The sequence below is a fragment of the Bradyrhizobium sp. NBAIM03 genome (genome assembly GCF_020194055.1).
GTDB classification, from domain to species: Bacteria; Pseudomonadota; Alphaproteobacteria; order Rhizobiales; family Xanthobacteraceae; genus Bradyrhizobium; species Bradyrhizobium yuanmingense.
Window position 1 is genome coordinate 351622 of sequence record NZ_JADYVS010000002.1, and the last position, 15819, is coordinate 367440.

The 15819-nt window shown below is 65.1% G+C and carries 21 protein-coding genes; 13 read left to right on the forward strand and 8 right to left on the reverse strand.

All coding sequences use genetic code 11. The features are described from left to right. Positions 1-20 precede the first annotated feature (20 nt). From I6F21_RS04385 to I6F21_RS04415, 7 genes are all read left to right on the forward strand, one after another. Complete coding sequence (locus I6F21_RS04385; protein ID WP_036000273.1) at positions 21-278, forward strand: hypothetical protein; 258 nt, start codon at positions 21-23, stop codon at positions 276-278. Positions 279-372: 94 nt separating this feature from the next. Then, positions 373-873: an SMI1/KNR4 family protein gene (locus I6F21_RS04390; RefSeq protein WP_225113942.1), complete on the forward strand. Its 501-nt coding sequence runs from the start codon at positions 373-375 to the stop codon at positions 871-873. Positions 874-1058: 185 nt separating this feature from the next. After that, positions 1059-2150 carry a substrate-binding domain-containing protein gene (locus tag I6F21_RS04395; protein ID WP_225140312.1) on the forward strand — a complete coding sequence of 364 codons (1092 nt, stop codon included), beginning with the start codon at positions 1059-1061 and terminating at the stop codon, positions 2148-2150. Between the two features lie 259 nt (positions 2151-2409). Next, positions 2410-3108 carry a septum site-determining protein MinC gene (gene minC / locus I6F21_RS04400; protein ID WP_225140313.1) on the forward strand — a complete coding sequence of 233 codons (699 nt, stop codon included), beginning with the start codon at positions 2410-2412 and terminating at the stop codon, positions 3106-3108. Between the two features lie 21 nt (positions 3109-3129). Continuing rightward, positions 3130-3945, forward strand: a complete 816-nt coding sequence (gene minD, locus I6F21_RS04405) for a septum site-determining protein MinD (RefSeq protein ID WP_036022837.1) — start codon at positions 3130-3132, stop codon at positions 3943-3945. After that, positions 3942-4223 (forward strand): cell division topological specificity factor MinE, encoded by a 282-nt coding sequence (gene minE, locus I6F21_RS04410; protein WP_036033781.1) that lies wholly within the window; start codon positions 3942-3944, stop codon positions 4221-4223. Before minD ends, minE begins: the two co-directional genes overlap by 4 nt. Positions 4224-4399: 176 nt before the next feature. Further along, positions 4400-4585, forward strand: a complete 186-nt coding sequence (locus tag I6F21_RS04415; RefSeq protein ID WP_036000257.1) for a hypothetical protein — start codon at positions 4400-4402, stop codon at positions 4583-4585. Positions 4586-4606: 21 nt separating this feature from the next. Here the strand turns inward: I6F21_RS04415 and I6F21_RS04420 are convergent, their stop codons facing one another. Together I6F21_RS04420 and I6F21_RS04425 are read right to left on the reverse strand one after the other, a co-directional pair. Beyond that, entirely contained in the window at positions 4607-4855 is a 249-nt protein-coding gene (locus I6F21_RS04420; RefSeq protein ID WP_057029327.1) for a hypothetical protein, read from the reverse strand. A 107-nt stretch (positions 4856-4962) separates the two neighbouring features. After that, complete coding sequence (locus I6F21_RS04425) at positions 4963-5355, reverse strand: hypothetical protein (RefSeq protein WP_036000295.1); 393 nt, start codon at positions 5353-5355, stop codon at positions 4963-4965. 127 nt (positions 5356-5482) lie between these two features. Between I6F21_RS04425 and I6F21_RS04430 the strand changes: the two genes are divergently transcribed. Beyond that, the gene (locus tag I6F21_RS04430; protein WP_225140314.1) at positions 5483-6265 is read left to right on the forward strand and encodes an SDR family oxidoreductase; all 783 of its coding nucleotides are present in this window, start codon (positions 5483-5485) and stop codon (positions 6263-6265) included. Position 6266: 1 nt separating this feature from the next. On the opposite strand, the gene I6F21_RS04435 is transcribed toward I6F21_RS04430, so the two are convergent. Together I6F21_RS04435 and I6F21_RS04440 are read right to left on the reverse strand one after the other, a co-directional pair. Then, positions 6267-6497 carry a hypothetical protein gene (locus I6F21_RS04435; protein ID WP_057029028.1) on the reverse strand — a complete coding sequence of 77 codons (231 nt, stop codon included), beginning with the start codon at positions 6495-6497 and terminating at the stop codon, positions 6267-6269. A 489-nt stretch (positions 6498-6986) separates the two neighbouring features. After that, the gene (locus I6F21_RS04440; protein ID WP_225182813.1) at positions 6987-8060 is read right to left on the reverse strand and encodes a hypothetical protein; all 1074 of its coding nucleotides are present in this window, start codon (positions 8058-8060) and stop codon (positions 6987-6989) included. A gap of 343 nt (positions 8061-8403) precedes the next feature. Here I6F21_RS04440 and I6F21_RS04445 point away from each other — a divergent pair, with 343 nt between their 5' ends. Beyond that, positions 8404-9000: a L,D-transpeptidase gene (locus tag I6F21_RS04445; RefSeq protein WP_167361659.1), complete on the forward strand. Its 597-nt coding sequence runs from the start codon at positions 8404-8406 to the stop codon at positions 8998-9000. A gap of 42 nt (positions 9001-9042) precedes the next feature. On the opposite strand, the gene I6F21_RS04450 is transcribed toward I6F21_RS04445, so the two are convergent. Together I6F21_RS04450 and I6F21_RS04455 are read right to left on the reverse strand one after the other, a co-directional pair. Beyond that, a complete protein-coding gene (locus I6F21_RS04450; RefSeq protein WP_036000243.1) occupies positions 9043-9474 on the reverse strand; it encodes a hypothetical protein in 432 nt (143 codons plus the stop codon). Between the two features lie 119 nt (positions 9475-9593). Continuing rightward, positions 9594-10058, reverse strand: coding sequence for a MarR family transcriptional regulator (locus I6F21_RS04455; RefSeq protein ID WP_036000241.1), 465 nt, complete (start codon positions 10056-10058; stop codon positions 9594-9596). 95 nt (positions 10059-10153) lie between these two features. Here I6F21_RS04455 and I6F21_RS04460 point away from each other — a divergent pair, with 95 nt between their 5' ends. The 3 genes from I6F21_RS04460 to I6F21_RS04470 all read left to right on the forward strand — a co-directional run bounded on the left by I6F21_RS04460 (position 10154) and on the right by I6F21_RS04470 (position 12930). After that, entirely contained in the window at positions 10154-12076 is a 1923-nt protein-coding gene (locus I6F21_RS04460; protein ID WP_225140316.1) for an FAD-binding monooxygenase, read from the forward strand. 236 nt (positions 12077-12312) lie between these two features. After that, a complete protein-coding gene (locus tag I6F21_RS04465; protein WP_036000293.1) occupies positions 12313-12594 on the forward strand; it encodes a hypothetical protein in 282 nt (93 codons plus the stop codon). 129 nt (positions 12595-12723) lie between these two features. Then, the gene (locus I6F21_RS04470; RefSeq protein ID WP_036000235.1) at positions 12724-12930 is read left to right on the forward strand and encodes a hypothetical protein; all 207 of its coding nucleotides are present in this window, start codon (positions 12724-12726) and stop codon (positions 12928-12930) included. A gap of 42 nt (positions 12931-12972) precedes the next feature. Here I6F21_RS04470 and I6F21_RS04475 read toward each other — a convergent pair whose 3' ends face one another. Then, positions 12973-13317 carry a multidrug efflux SMR transporter gene (locus I6F21_RS04475; protein ID WP_036000232.1) on the reverse strand — a complete coding sequence of 115 codons (345 nt, stop codon included), beginning with the start codon at positions 13315-13317 and terminating at the stop codon, positions 12973-12975. Positions 13318-13441: 124 nt separating this feature from the next. Here I6F21_RS04475 and pdxY point away from each other — a divergent pair, with 124 nt between their 5' ends. Next, entirely contained in the window at positions 13442-14257 is an 816-nt protein-coding gene (pdxY, locus tag I6F21_RS04480; RefSeq protein ID WP_225140318.1) for a pyridoxal kinase, read from the forward strand. Between the two features lie 4 nt (positions 14258-14261). On the opposite strand, the gene I6F21_RS04485 is transcribed toward pdxY, so the two are convergent. Beyond that, the gene (locus tag I6F21_RS04485; protein WP_225146709.1) at positions 14262-15593 is read right to left on the reverse strand and encodes a hypothetical protein; all 1332 of its coding nucleotides are present in this window, start codon (positions 15591-15593) and stop codon (positions 14262-14264) included. Positions 15594-15819: the final 226 nt, after the last annotated feature.

The window sequence follows — 15819 nt, forward strand, 5'->3', positions numbered from 1 at the left end:
TCCTCGTCCAGAAGCAGCCCATGAGCGATCCATCCAATTCCGAGACCCCGCTGCGCACGACGTTCAAGATCAAGCTGAACGGCGACACGCTGGCGATCGCGACCGTCGGTCAGGCCTATCAATTCCTGACCAACTTCAAATCGGTCGAGTGGATGGAATTTCGCTCGCTGCACGAGGACGCCGTCGCGGCCCTGGAAGGCGCCGCCGGTAACGCCATGCTGGCGGTGCAGGCAACCAACGCCGTGCGCGCGCTGTTCGTCAGCGCCAAGCTGCTCTGAGAGAATCTCTCCCTCTGGCCTGATCCGTCGCCCTCGAACCCACTGCAAGGCGGGTGCGACGAAGGCTTGCGCGTCCGCGCCAGGGAGAGGGAATATGAAATTGGCAGAATTCATTGCAGGCATCGAAGTTGGCGCGGAGCAACCAACCGAAGCCGCGCTCACCGCCTTCGAGACGTCCATCGGCTGTCGCTTGCCGGACGACTATCGCCGCTTCCTGCTGGCCTGCGCCGGCGGCTATCATCAGGGGGGCGCCGGCTTCAATTGGCCGCATGGGGACTGGGCGGGTTCGGTGCAGGAGGTCCTGGGATTGCGGTCCGACGAGTGCTCGCTGGTGCAGACGCGCCAGACGCCGCAATGGCCGACCGTCGATGAGCTGTTGTGGATCATGAGCGACCACGGCGGCAATCCGATCTGCATGACGATCGACAAGGCCCATTTCGGCGAGATCTGGTTCATGGACCACGAGATGGCCGAATACGAAAAGCCCTGGACACTGGCGCAGGCGATGTCCGATCAATGGGGCTATGTCCTGCCGCTAGCACCGACGTTCAGCGATTTCATCGCCGGCCTGTACGAGGAAGCAGCGGCCGCCTGAGGCGAGGCCGGGCCGAGCGGGCGGGTCCGCCGCGACATGCTGGGTCCAGCTGGTCCACGGTATCCGGTGCAAGCCCGACCTTTCTTTTCCGTCGCTTGAACTCCGCTCCCGGAACGGGCAAACGGTTCGCCAAGAAACCGTGGCCCAGGCCATCCATTCGACGCTGAGTTCAAGGGAGACCCATCATGAAACGCCGTACATTCCTCCAAGGTGGTGCGGTCGCCGGCGCGACCACGCTGGTTGCGGCCCCTGCGATCGCGCAGAGCATGCCCGAGATCAAATGGCGCCTGACGTCGAGCTTCCCGAGATCGCTCGACACCATCTACGGCACGGCGCAGACCTTCGCGAAATATGTCGCCGAGGCCACCGACAACAAATTCCAGATCCAGACCTTCTCGGCGGGCGAGCTCGTGCCCGGCCTGCAGGCGCTCGATGCGGTCAGCACCGCATCAGTGGAGATGGCGCAGACGCCGCTCTATTTTTACATCGGCAAGGAGCCGGCGCTGGCCTATGCCACCGGCGCGCCCTTCGGCATGAACCATCGGCATCAGGAATCATGGTGGCACTTCGGGGGCGGCGCCGACCTCACCAACGAAGCGCTCAAACCCTTCAAGGCGCACGCCATCCTCTGCGGCAATTCCGGCACCCAGATGGGCGGCTGGTTCCGCAAGGAGATCAAGTCCGTCGACGACCTCAAGGGCCTGAAATTCCGCATCGCCGGCATGGGTGGCCATGTGCTGGCAAAGCTCGGGGTCGTCCCGCAGCAGATCGCGGGAGGCGATATCTATCCGGCGCTGGAGAAGGGCACGATCGACGCGGTCGAATTCGTCGGTCCTTATGACGACGAGAAGCTCGGCTTCTACAAGGTCGCCAAATACTACTACTTCCCCGGCTGGTGGGAAGGCGGTGCCATGTTGCACATGATCGTCAACGACGAGAAATGGAATTCGCTGCCTAAGCAATATCAGGCGATCGTCAACCAGGCGGGCGCGGCGGCCGGTGCGTGGATGCTCGAGAAATACGACAGCGTGAACCCCGGTGCGCTAAAGCGGCTGATTGCGAACGGCACCGAGCTGAAGGCGTTCCCGCAACCGGTGCTGGAGGCCTGCTACAATGCGACTCAGGACCATCTGAACGAGCTCGCCGCCAAGAGCGACCTGTTCAAGCGGACCAAGGAGGGCCACGACGCGTATATGAAGGAGGTGCTGTTCTATACGCAGATCGCGGAGAATTTCTACGACAACTATCTGCTCAGCAAGACGCGCAGCAAGACCTGAGCGGAAGAGGCGAGGGCGCGGTGTTTACGCCGCGCCCAGCTTCGTAGCCCGGATGGAGCGCAGCGCAATCCGGGAGAGTGCCGGGTGATGCGCGAGACCCGGATTGCACAAACGGGCGGCGCTTTCGCGCCGACCGTTGGCTCTATCCAGGCTACGGGACCGCGCATCCACTCACGTAACTGCGCGGAGACATTAACCAGCCATTAACCATATCGGCCGCATCGTTAACCATTCAATAACAGGGAACGAGTCGGCCGCCATGGAGGCTGCAGCAAAGGTCCAACGTCAGATGGTGCGCCTGCGCGGGCGCTCCTATGTGGCTTTCGTGTTCACGCCGACGGTTCCGGTCCAGGACTGGCTGCACGAGATCGACGCCACGATTGCGCGCTCGCCCGGCTTTTTCGCCGGCCGGCCGGTGGTGATCGACCTGTCTTCGGTCGATCTCAGCCAGGCCGGCATCTGCCATCTGCTCACCAGCCTGCAGGACCGCAACATCCGCGTGCTCGGCATCGAGGGTGTGGAGGAGGGAAGGCTGACGCCGACGATGCCGCCGCTGCTGTCGGGCGGACGCAGCTGCGTGGTCGAGCCGAGCGCGTCGAAGAAGGCCGAGGTGAAGGTCGAGACCAAGCCGACGTCGCTGCTGCTCGAAACCCCGGTGCGCTCGGGCCAGACCGTGATCTTCCCGGAAGGCGACGTCACCATTCTCGGCTCGGTCGGCTCGGGCGCCGAGGTCGTCGCCGGCGGCTCCATCCACGTCTACGGCGCGCTGCGCGGCCGCGCCATGGCGGGCGTCAATGGACACACCAGCGCGCGCATCTATTGCCAGAAGATCGAAGCCGAACTGCTTGCAATCGACGGATTTTACCAGACCGCCGAGGACATCGACGAGGCCCTGCGCGGCAAGCCGGCGCAGGCCTGGCTGCAGGGGAATACCATGCGAATTACAGCACTGAACTGACCAGCAAAGGAGACATTTCAGATGAGTAAGGTACTGGTCGTGACATCAGGCAAGGGCGGGGTCGGTAAGACCACGACCACCGCCGCGCTGGGAGCTGCCTTGGCGCAGCGCGGCGACAAGGTGGTCGTCGTCGATTTCGACGTCGGCCTGCGCAACCTCGACCTCGTGATGGGCGCCGAACGCCGCGTCGTGTTCGATCTCATCAACGTGGTGCAGGGCGTCGCCAAACTCCCGCAGGCGCTGATCAAGGACAAGCGGCTGGAGAATTTGTGGCTGCTGCCGGCGTCCCAAACCCGCGACAAGGACGCGCTGACGGAGGAGGGCGTCGGCAAGGTCATTGCCGAGTTGCGCAGCCGGTTCGACTGGGTGATCTGCGACAGCCCGGCCGGCATCGAGCGCGGCGCTTCCATGGCGATGCGCTTTGCCGACGAGGCCGTGATCGTCACCAATCCGGAAGTCTCCTCGGTGCGCGATTCCGACCGCATCATCGGCATGCTCGATTCCAAGACGGTGCGGGCCGAGAAGGGCGAGCGCGTCGAGAAGCATATTCTCATCACTCGCTACGATCCCTCACGCGCCGCGCGCGGCGAGATGTTGACCATCGACGACATCCTGGAGATCCTTGCCACGCCCTTGCTCGGCATCATCCCCGAGAGCCAGGACGTGTTGAAGGCCTCCAACGTCGGCACGCCTGTGACTCTGTCGAATGCCGATGGAGCGCCGGCACGAGCCTATATGGACGCCGCTAAGCGCCTCTGCGGCGAGAACGTGACAATGCACGTTCCTGCCGAGCGCAGAGGATTTATGGACCGGCTGCTGCGACGGAGGGCTGCATGAGCATGGGTCTGCTTCGACTCCTCCGCGGCAAGAAGGCCACAGCACCCGTCGCGCGCGAACGGCTGCAGATCCTGCTTGCCCATGAGCGTGGAATGCGCGGCCAGCCCGATCTGCTCGGTGTGCTGCGTGAGGAAATTCTCGCTGTCGTGTCCAAACATGTGACGCTGGACCCGACCAAGGTCATCGTCCGGCTCGAACGCGGCGACGAGGTCTCGACCCTCGAGGTCGACATCGAGGTGCCCAACGATTTCGAGGGCAAGAAGGTGGCGGTCGCGTAGGGGACGCGGCCCGCAGACTCCCGTTTTGGGGTGGGTGAGAAGGCGGTCCGCCGGGCATGGCGGGCCGCCCTTGTCTTGCCGCTCACATCGATTGGACGGAACGCGCCCCGCGCCTCGACCGTTGTGAACCACCCGCGGCAGCGTTGCACCGCGGCTGGTCAGACGGGAGAGCGCCCATGATGTCCGAGGTCCAGGTCCATACACTTGCCCGGCAGATGCTCGAACAGCACGGCTTTGCTGCGATCGCGAAGGCCGCTGAGCAGGCTCAGGCCTGCGAGGGCCGCGGCGAGGCCGATGAGGCCAGGGAATGGCGTCACATCGTGGACGCCATGAAGATCATGCGCGGCCCGCATCAGAGCTGACATCCGAAGGCGCGAGCCCCTTCAACGCTCGCCGCGATCGCCGCCTTGGGACGAATTGCGGTTCTGTGTCTGCGGCTGCGCGCGCTCGCCCGATTCCTTGCAGGGCAGCGGTTCCCACGAGCCGTCCGGCGCCTGCTGATAGGCACTGCAGGACGGCGAGGTGGACTTTTCCCCGCCCTTCTGGGCGTCGGAATTTCTCGCCAGTGCGGGCGCAGTCAGCACCGCGGCGGCTGCAATCGCGCCGGCGAAAACGAAATGGATACTCCGCATGAGGACCTCCTGTTCGAATTCGGAAAGAGGCCGCATGCTGTGAAAAATTATGACGATTTTGGGCCGCGGCAGAGGTTCCGTCGCGGCGTGCTTAACGGGGCGGCGCGCTAGCCACCCTTGCTGCGGATCAGGCCGGCGAGATTGGTCTTCTGGGCTTCGCACCAGCCGGACATGCCGAGGCGGCGCTGGTCCATGTCGGTCGCCTGGGTCGCGATCGCGACCTCCGCCATCAGGTCATCGTCCTGCTTCTCGCCCATCTTGCCGCCGGTATGCAGCCAGGCGATCGCCTTGCGCACCTTCTCGGTGGTGCCGTCGGGCAGGTGCATCTGCTGCGCCCTCTGCACGAGGTCCTGATAGGCGAGATCGGTGTTGGGGCACTCGACCTTGGCGGCGAACGCCTGCAAGACCATCGTCACATAGGTCGATCGCGGCGGCGCATCGCCCGCGAGGGCCGGCGCGGCCAACAGCAACAGGCCCGTCATCAGAAAACCGGTGCGCATCCCTGGGACCTCCTCCATTTCATCGAGAGGCTAGCGTCCGGCGCGCCGCTCGGCAATGGGACCGGGACACAATTGTCGCCGATCGGCCCAGTAGGCTAACCTGCGCTCCCCAGCATCGGAGCGCGATATGAGCCTGTTCAGCACGCCGTTCGATCCCACACGCGACACCGCGCTTGTCACCGGCGCAGGCAACGGCATCGGCCGCGCGATCGCGCTCGGCCTGGTCGGCGAGGGCGTCCGCACCGTGTTCGCGGATGTCAGCGCGGAGCGGGTGCGTGCCGCGATCGGCGCGAGCGAGAGGCCAGGTCTCGCCGTGCCCTGGGTCGGCAATCTTGCCAGCTTCGAGGCCTGCGATGAGCTGCTGACATCAGCGCATTCCGCGCTGGGCGAGGTCACGCATTTGGTCCACAGCGCCTCGCCGCCGCGGCGCGAGGCGGATCACTTGCTCGCAGTCGATCGCAACACCTGGCAGGAGATGCATGCCGTCAATCTCGATGCCGGCTTTCACCTGGCGCGCGGGCTCGCCAAGCGGCTGATCGCGGCGAAGCGGCCGGGCTCGTTCCTGTTTCTGACCTCGCTACATGCGGGCACGCCGCGCAACCTGGCGCATTACTCGACGGCAAAGGCCGCCATGGCGATGCTGGTGAAGGAGCTGGCCAAGACGCTCGGACGCTACGACATCCGCGTCAACGCGCTGGTCCCCGGCGCGATCGCAGCCGGCGGGTTCGTCGCCGATCCCGCGCTGGCGCGGCACATTCCGCTCGGACGCCTCGGTGAGGCCGGGGATCTCGCACCGATGGCGCTCACGGTGCTGTCGAACAAGCTGTCCGCTTACGTCACCGGCGCAGCCTTCGTCGTCGACGGCGGATTGTCGCTGACGAACTGGTTCGAGGCGCCGGTGCTGGATTAGCCTAGCGCTGCCAGGCCGGCACCGGATCGAGCGGCGTGCGATAGACCTCGTTGTGATCGCGATCGGTGACGCGCACCGCGCAACCTTTCTGCTGTAGTTCGGGCTTTACCTGCGACAGCTCGCAAGCCAATTGGTCGGCGCGATCGGAGGCAACCTCGATGTCTTCGAGGATGATTCCACCCTGGTTCTTGAACTCACCACCAACCACGAGATCGAAAGAATAGTAGGGCATCCGAATTCCCCGGTGTGACGATCTGAGCTTCAGTGCAAGTCTCAACACATGTCGGATGGTACCACTGAGTCGACATCTATCGAATGAACAGAGCGCGCAATCTCTGGGCTTATGGCGCAGAAATGATGTGCAACGTGCGGGCTCGTTAAGAGTTTATTAAATATACCCGCGCGATCATTAGGCATCGAATTGCAGCAGAACCGGGCTCCGGGAACCGGCAGCTGCAAGAGAAGGCCGCCGGCATAGATCCCGACGGCCTTTTCTCTTGAGCGAGACGTCGCTCACCGTAATCGCCCGGAGTTAACGCTTCACATCGACTCGGACAGCGTGCGTGAGCGCGTGACAGCAAGGCTGCGTCGCTGCTCTAAAGCGCGATGCGATCAGGATGAATCGTCATCGCGCTTCAGGTTGTTGTTGTTTGAGCATGATCGTTTCGGAAAACCGCTGCGCACTTTGCGCTTACGCGGCCCTTCGGGTTCGGATCATGCTCTAGCGCAGCGGCATCGGCGGACGCACGATAGGTCCGTCGTCATCAGCAACGGCTTGCGTCGTCGTGGTCGGCGCAGCCGGCGGCGTGGCGGCGGCGGCCTGCGATAGCGGCGGCGGAGGCGCGAGCGGTGCGGGCGAAGAGGCCGGCATGTAGGTCCGCGTTACAGGCGGCTTGGGCTTGCGAACCGGCGCCGCCGCAGGCTGCGGCGGGAGCGCGGCTGCGCGCGCGCGCGGATCGACCGGCGGCCTCGCCTCGGTGACCGGCTTCGGTGCGGGAGGCCTCGCCATCTCACGCGCCATCTGCTCCTGTCCGGCTTTCAACTCGGCGATGTTGGCCTTGAGCTGCTCGATCTGCTGCGCCATGGCGGCGAGATCGCGTGTCATCGATTGCACCGATTGCGCCGCGTCGACCGACTGTGGTGCCGCGGGCGCAGTCGCAGCTAGCTGAGCCGCGGGCGGCGTCGCAGCTTGATCTGCGGTTTGGTTGGGCGTGGCTTCCGCTGCGGGCGGCGCAGCCTGGGCGGCGGCGACCGGCGCGCTTTGCTGCGGTGTCGCAGACAACAACGAGGTCGTCGGGAGCAGCGAGGTCAGCACCGGCGTCCATTCGGCCAGTAACTGCTTTGCTGTGTCGCCGTGCTTCTCCCAGGCGATGCTGGCGGCCACGCTGGCGCCGGCAAGCAGGAACGTGACGAACGCCCCGCGCAGCCACTTGCCGACCGAGGACCGCTTCTTCATCACGGGACCATCGCTGGACGTGACGCGGACAGCGGTGTCGATCGACGGTGCCGCAGTGGATTTTCCGTAGACGACGTTGATGCTTGGCTCGGGCGCGCGCGCCGGCTCCAGAGTGAACTTCGGCGTGACCTTGGGCTGCGGGGCAAACTTGGGTTCCGGGGCAAACCTGGGCTCCGGACGCGGCGCGATCTCTGGCGCCAGCGCAGGCGACACGCTGGCGGGGCGCGAGGCCCGCACGATCTCGGGCGAGATCTGGACCGCGTCGTGAGGATCGTTGTCCTTGACCGTGTCTTTCACGATCTCATCGACGATTTGCTTGGCGTTCAGCGTCGCGAGCATCGCAGCTCCTTTGAAGCCCAGTGTTCGAGGTTAAGGCATCCGCATTGGCGCGGGGCTGATCCGAGGTGAGGCCATACCCAGTCCCCAAGTCGCACGAGTCCAGCCGGGTTTGACCAAAGCAAGGCGAGGGGATGGAGATGATGCGACACTCTTCCGCCCTTTGTGGTGATGGAACCCAATTTGCCGAACACGCGCATGTGTTCCTGCACCGCCTTGTTTTCAGCACGATTTTGGCAATATCTGGTGACGGCGGGGGCGTCGTTATTCCGCTATCGGGGGGCCGGCGGTGCCAAGATCTCTACTCGTTTTGTTCGTCGCAGCCCTGCTGCCGCTGGGCGGCTGCATGCAGACGACACTTTCGCCATCGACGGATGCGAGCATGACGCCGCGCGACCGTCAGTTGCTCGCGCACGCGCCTTACGCCAAGGCGAATGTGCCCCAGCAATATCTGCGTCACATCGTCGATTACCACCGCAAGGAGCAGCCGGGCACGATCCTGGTCGATACCGACGCGCGCTACCTCTATTACGTGCTGCCCGAGGGCAAGGCGATCCGCTACGGCGTTGCCGTCGGCGAGGAAGCCATGGCGTTCTCCGGCGTCGCGCGGGTCGGTCGCTTGGCGGAATGGCCGGACTGGGTCCCGACCGCGGATATCCAGGCGCGACTCGGTCCCTATCCCGCCCGCGTTCCCGGCGGTCCCGCCAATCCGCTGGGCGCGCGGGGCATCTATCTCTATGTCGGCAACAAGGACACGCTCTATCGCATCCACGGCACCAACCAGCCCGAATATATCGGGCAGGCGATCTCGTCCGGCTGCATCCGGATGCGCAACGAGGACGTCATCGATCTCTACGACCGGGTGAAGCTCAATTCGATGGTCGTGGTGCTGCCGCCGGGGCAGAGCGCGCAGGCCGCGGCGGGCGGGCGCTGGCGCGGCTGAGGTCTGAGCCGGTCAGTTCGAGTTTAGGTGCGTTGTCACGCTCTAGTTCTCAGGCCGGGCGACCCGCCATTGCAGCGTCGTGGCGTTGCCGTTGGCGTCGCCCGGCGCCTTGTCGGCGGGCGACGTGTAGAGCGGGCGATAACGGTAGGCCCACATCTTGCTGCCGTCGTTGCGGTTGATCACGGTGAAGTCGCCGACGGCCCTGGCGTCGGCCGTTGCGGCGAGCGGCACCCAGCTCTCGATGCACTTGCCGTTGCAGTTCGACGTCTTTCCCGTGGTGTCGCGCTCATAATAGTAGAGCGTCATGCCGTTGAGATCGACGAGCTTGGGCCCCTGCTTGGTCAGGATCACCTTCGCGGGAGCCGTTGGCGCCTCGACCTTCGGCGGAGGAGGATCGCCGCCGCCATGGCCCCCTGCGACCGCCTGAACGGTCGAGAGCGCGACGGCCGCGGCCACAACGAGGAACCTGAACATTTGAAACTCCGCCCCGCAAAGTTAATCGCGCGTTAAGCGCCCCAAATGCGGCCGAGGTTAGCAGCCGAAGGTTAGTTCCTGGTTTCGTGCGCTGCGACAATTACGGACATGGTCCGAGATCAGAGCTGCGCATCGCGCAGCGGCGCGCGGCTGAGCTCGTTGCCGGCGGCGATCGCCTTGCGCAGCAGCCGCATCAGCTCCTCACCCTCTTTCGCGCTGAGGCCGCGCAGCATGATGCGCTGCGCGGATTCGACGGCCGGGGTGATCTTGCGCAGCGTGCGGCGGCCCTCGTCGGTGATCTCGAGCTCACGCGCGCGGCGGTCGCGGCTGGAGGGGCGCCGCTCCGCGAGGCCCTTCTGGACGAGGCGATCGATCACGCCGGTGATGGTGGTGCGATCGTAGGCGATCAATCCGGCGAGCGTCACCTGATCGAGCCCCGGATTGGCCTTGATGGTTGCAAGCGCGGCGTATTGCACCGGAGTGAGATCGAAGCCGGCGTCCTCGACCTCGGCCAGGAACACCGCGACCGAGATCTGCTGGAAGCGGCGTGCCAGATGTCCGGGCATGTCGTTGTTGTCTTTCACCGAGATCTCCTCCGGAGCAGAGCGGATCATTGACAAGTATACTGATAGTCAGCATACTGATCAATAAGAAACAGAATTTGGCGGGAGAGGTGCTCATGCAGTTCCATCTCAATGGATTTCAGCCGGGCGACCCTGAAATCGCCGATCCTGCCGCGCGCGTTCAGGCATCGGGAGCGGCGGGCGCCGTGCCTGGCGAGGTCGATGTCCTCATCGTCGGCTGCGGGCCGGCCGGCCTGACGCTCGCCGCCCAGCTCGCGCAATTCGCCGACATCAGGACGTGCATCGTCGAGCAGAAGCCGGACCGCCTCCTCGTCGGCCAGGCCGACGGCATCGCCTGCCGCACCATGGAGATGTTCCACGCCTATGGCTTCAGCGAGCGTGTGCTGAAGGAGGCCTGTTGGGTCAACGAGACCACGTTCTGGAAGCCGGATGAAGCGGCGCCGGAGAAGATCGTCCGCAGCGGCCGGGTGCAGGACGTCGAGGACGGGCTGTCGGAATTCCCGCACCTCATCCTGAACCAGGCGCGCGTCCATGATTGCTTTCTCGACGTCATGCGCAAGTCGCCGGCGAAGCTCGCGCCGTATTACAGCCGGCGCGTGCTTGATGTGAATGTCGATCCGGCCGCCGGTGCCGACGATCATGCCGTGACCGTGCGCCTCGAACGCGTCGATGCCGCGAACGAGGGCAAGGTCGAGGCGATCAAGGCCCGCTACGCCGTCGGCTGCGACGGCGCCCGCAGCACGGTGCGCAAGTCGATCGGGCGCGAGCTGCACGGTGATTCCGCCAACCACGCCTGGGGCGTGATGGACGTGCTGGCCGTGACCGATTTTCCGGACATCCGCTTCAAGTCGCTGATCCAGTCGGCCAAGGACGGCAGCCTGCTGATCATTCCGCGCGAAGGCGGCTACATGGTCCGCATCTATGTCGAGCTCGCCAAGCTCGATGTCGGCGAACGCGTTGCCAATCGCAACATCACCGCCGATGATGTGATTGCGAAAGCGCAGCGGGTCCTGAAGCCGCATCGGCTCGAGGTGAAGGAGATCGCCTGGTGGTCGGTCTACGAGATCGGCCAGCGCCTCACCGACAAGTTCGACGACGTGCTGGAGGGCGAGATCGAGACGCGCCAGCCGCGCATCTTCATCGCCGGCGATGCCTGCCACACCCACAGTCCGAAGGCCGGGCAGGGCATGAACGTGTCGATGCAGGATGCCTTCAATCTCGGCTGGAAGCTCGCCGCCGTGCTGCGGAGGCAGTGCGCGCCAAGCCTGTTGCATTCCTATTCGGCCGAGCGCCGGGCAGTCGCGAAGGAGCTGATCGATTTCGATCGCGAATGGGCTGATATCCTCGCCTCCGCCGCCAAGGCCGGCGGCGCCGATGCCGCCAAAACGCAGGACTATTTCGTCCGGCACGGACGTTTTACCGCGGGCACGGCAACGCATTACAAGCCGTCGATGCTCACCGGCGCGGCCACGCATCAGCACCTCGCGCAGGGCCTCATTATCGGCACGCGCTTCCATTCCGCGCCGGTGATCCGGCTGGCGGACGCCAAGCCGGTGCATCTCGGCCATGCCGCACGGGCCGATGGCCGCTTCCGCATCTACGCGTTCTCGCCCGATGAGAACCCGGCAGCGTCGGGCTCGGCCATTCGTGCCTTGTGCAATTTCCTCGCGGAATCCCGGAAGTCACCTATCCGTCGATATACGCCTGTTGGAGCTGACATCGACAGCGTGATCGATCTGCGCGCGGTGTTTCAGCAGGACCATCGTGAGCTCGCCATCGAGGCAATGCCGCCGATGTTGCTCCCGAGCAAAGGCCGTTACGGCTTGTACGACTACGAGAAGATGTTCTGCCCGGATCTCAAGAGCGGCCACGACGTTTTCACGATGCGCGGCATCGATCGGGCGGCCGGCTGCATGGTCGTGGTGCGGCCCGACCAGTATGTCGCGACCGTGCTGCCGATCGACGATTTTGCCGGGCTCGCCTCGTTCTTCGACGCATTCATGCTGCCGGCGAGGTGACGCCGAAAGCGCCGCGCGCGCCGTGCTGCCGGCGATGCCGCATGCGGCGCAGCCGAGCTAGCACTGGCTGCAACGAAAGCCCGGCCCTCGTGCCGGGCTTACCGCTTGCGCGCGCCCTCCGGTTCCGTGCGCGTACAATTTAAGAAAGTTCTTCGCGGGCAGATTTCATCGATCGTAATATGTCTATCCAAAGCTGTAAGCATCCACTCGGGGCAGCGGGGCACCGGAGGATGACGATGAGACAGAACCAAGCGGAGACGCGCCGTCAGCAAAATGTCGCGAAGCGGTCGATGACCAAGGAGGCCAAGCAGCTGGCCGGCCTGATTGCCGGACTGCGCGAATCCCTCGAGGAGATCCACAAGGAGCGGGCGGGCACCAAGCTGTCGGGCGCAGAAATGGGACTACTCGATGAGCGTCGCAACAATCTGCTGCTCACCATCGCAGCCCTCAATGACCGCCTTTCGGCGGTGCAGGGCCTGATCAATCTCGGCCGCCCGCATATTATCCGCGTGCACTAGCGCCGATCCGAGGCAACGAGATCGGCTCTGTTGCGACGGCACGGGGCCGGCCACAGGCCTCGTGGATGGCACCAAATTGCCACGCTCCCGGCGAATTGCCGCCAAAGCCCGCTGCCACGACAAGGCCGGGTGCAGGGCGACGCAAGGGGATGCGAATTGGCCTACAAGATGGTCGCAGAACGCGACAACGAGAAGTACAGTTTCGCCCGCGAGAGCCGGTTGCTCATCGTAGCGAAGGCGAAAGTGTGGGCAAGCGAGGGGTGGCGGGTGGTCGTCACCGACCAGGATGGCAAGGCCTACGCGCCGTCCGAGCTCGATCAGCTGTCCGCAGCGTGATGGTGGGGCGCGACCTCTTGCTCAGAGTCGGCACCGCGCGCATCAACGCACGGTGGTCTCCGAGAACAGGTTGATGATCACCACCCCTGATACGATCAGCGCGATGCCGACGAAGGCTGCGGCGTCCAGGATCTGACGGAACAGCACGAAGGAGACGGTGGCGGTCAGGATGATGCCGACCCCGCCCCAGATCGCATAGGCGATGCTCAACGGGATCACCCGGATCGCCACCGAGAGCGCGTAGAACGAGGCGACGTAGAACAGCACCATCGCCAGCGTCGGCCAGGGACGGGTGAACTGCGCGGACTGCTGCAGGAACGCCGACGCGGTGACCTCGAACACGATGGCGAGGGCGAGAGCCGTATAGGCGTTGAAGACGGAGGTCATGCGGAGGCTGTGTCCGGGCCGACGGATGGCTGACGTGCGACCGCAAATATCACGCGGGAATGACGAGTCCGCGACAGGACGCAGCGCTTGCGTCGCCCGAAGTTTGACTCTACGGACCTCTTTCATGCTCGTCATCTCCATCCAGAGCCAGGTGGTCCACGGCCATGTCGGCAACAGCGCGGCCGCCTATGCCATGCAGGCGGAGGGCGCGAACGTCGCTGCGGTGCCGACGACGCTGCTGTCCAACCATCCGCGCTATCCGAGCCTGCGCGGACGGGTGCTGGAGACCGAGCTCGTCGCCGATCTCCTGAGGGGAGTCGAGGAGCGCGGCCTGGTCGACGAGGCCGCGGTGGTCGTCACCGGCTATCTCGGCTCGCCCGGCAATGCCGCCGTCATCGCCGATTTTGTCGAGCGGGCGCGCACGCGCAATGGGAAGCTCGTCTATCTCTGCGATCCCGTGATCGGTGACGACGGCCGCGTCTATGTCGCGGACGGCATCCTGGACGTGCTCCGCCACCGGCTGCTGCCGACGGCGAACCTGACGACGCCGAACCAGTTCGAGCTCGAGCTGCTCTCTGGGGTCGCAATTGCCGACGCCGAGAGCCTCAGCGCGGCCTGCGCGGTGCTGGCTGGGGCAGGCACCGACGTCGTCGCCACCGGCTGCACCCTCGCTGACACGGCGGCGGGCCAGGTGGAGACGATCCTGTGCACTGATGGGCGATTGTCGCGCTTTGCGACGCCGCGCCTGCCGATCCGTCCCTACGGCACCGGCGATCTCCTCACCGGGCTGATCGCGGCGCATCTGGCCAAGGGCGAAGCAATGGAGTTGGCGGTACGGCGCGCGGTCGACACGGTCTTTGCCGTGCTGGTGCGCACGCAGGACGCCGGCTCGGCCGAGATGCGGCTGGTGCCGCTGCCGACGGCAGAGCGCAAGCCGTAAACCGTCAGGTCGCGCGCTTGCCGGCCGATTGCGCCGACTTCTGCGGCTTGGTCGCCGGGCCCTTCTGCTCGCGCGCGACGTCGGCCTTCGGCGGCTTGGCGCTCGCAAGGCCTTGTGTCTTCTTCGGCTTGGCTCCGGCAACGTCCTTGCGATCGGAGGTGCCGCGCTTCGAGATATATTCCTGGCCGTCGATCGGGCCGACATGGGGCGGATCGCGGCCGAGATAGGGTCGGCCGATGCCGTACGCCTTGCCGTTGGCATCGACCCACTTCCACAGGATTTCGGTCGAGACCCAGCGCTGCGCCCTGTTGCTGCCTTGCGTGCTGACGATGTCTGCCGCCATGCCGTGACCGTAGCCGCCGCGCGTGCTGCCGCCGTGATAGGAGCGGTTGGAGGCGGCCTTCAGGCCGCTCGCGATCGACTGGCGATAGTCGTCGCGGAACGCGCTGGTGATGCCCGGCGACAGGCCGGCGGCTTCGGCCGCGAGCATCATGCGGAACAGCTTCTGCTTGAAGCTCTTGTCCATGCCGCCGATGACGTAGTCCATCATCGACATGCCGGCGCGCTCGGCCGCATGCGGATCCTTCCAGGTGAAGTCCTGATCGACCAGCTTGGTGAAGCTGCGCATCACCGTGACGGTCTTGCCCTTGCGCTTGATGGTGACTGCGCGCCGCTCCTGCACCTTCATCGTGTCTTCCTTGGCGGTGCGCTGATAGAGCGCCCAGAGGTAGCGGTCGATGCAGGCCTCCATGACGAAGCATTCGTCGAGCACGGCGATGTTGTCGGCAGGCGGTGACGCCTTGCGCGCAGGCGCAACGGGGTCGCTCGCGATCGCCGCGGCCGACAATGTGTCCGTCGTCACGATCTCGGTGGGATCGGTGGATGCGAGCTTGACGGGCTCCGCCACAGGGGCGGGGGCAACCTCGCTGACGACGGGCTCCGGTTCAGGCAAGATAGGCGGCGCGGGCACGGCTTCCACCGGCAGGATCAGCGCCGGGTCGGCCGAGGCAAGCTTGATGGTGGAGGCGGGCTCTTCCGGCGTTGCCTCTGCCGGCGCGGGAGGGTCGGGCAGCGCAGTGACGGTGGCGGCGATGTCGGCGGTCAAGGCGAAGCGGTCCTCAAGGGTCGCAGCGCGCGGCACGTCGGCGAGGTCGATGCGGCCGAGATCCTTGGCATGATCCTTGGCACGATCCTTGGCGCGCGAGATGGCGGCCGCATTGGCGGCGCTGTTTTCGATGAGCGCAGGCGCATAAGCGGAGAGAGACAATGCCAGCCAGCCGGCGAGAACGGCCGAGGGACACGACACCGCCACCAGAAGAGACCGCCGATCGTTCATGATCCCTGCCTCCAAACGGTCTGCTCGAACAATCTTGCCCGAACAGTGATGATGCAAACAGTCTGACGAAACAGTCGCACGGAAAGGCACGCAGCACGTCGATTGTTCGGGCCACGGTGTGGCGGCGCAATGGCGCAAATCGGGGAGTGCGGGCTTTTCGGGGCAACTGTGGCCGAGGTGCAACGCCCGGTTCCATTTGACGTTGCCGCAACTTTGTTGCGGCTGG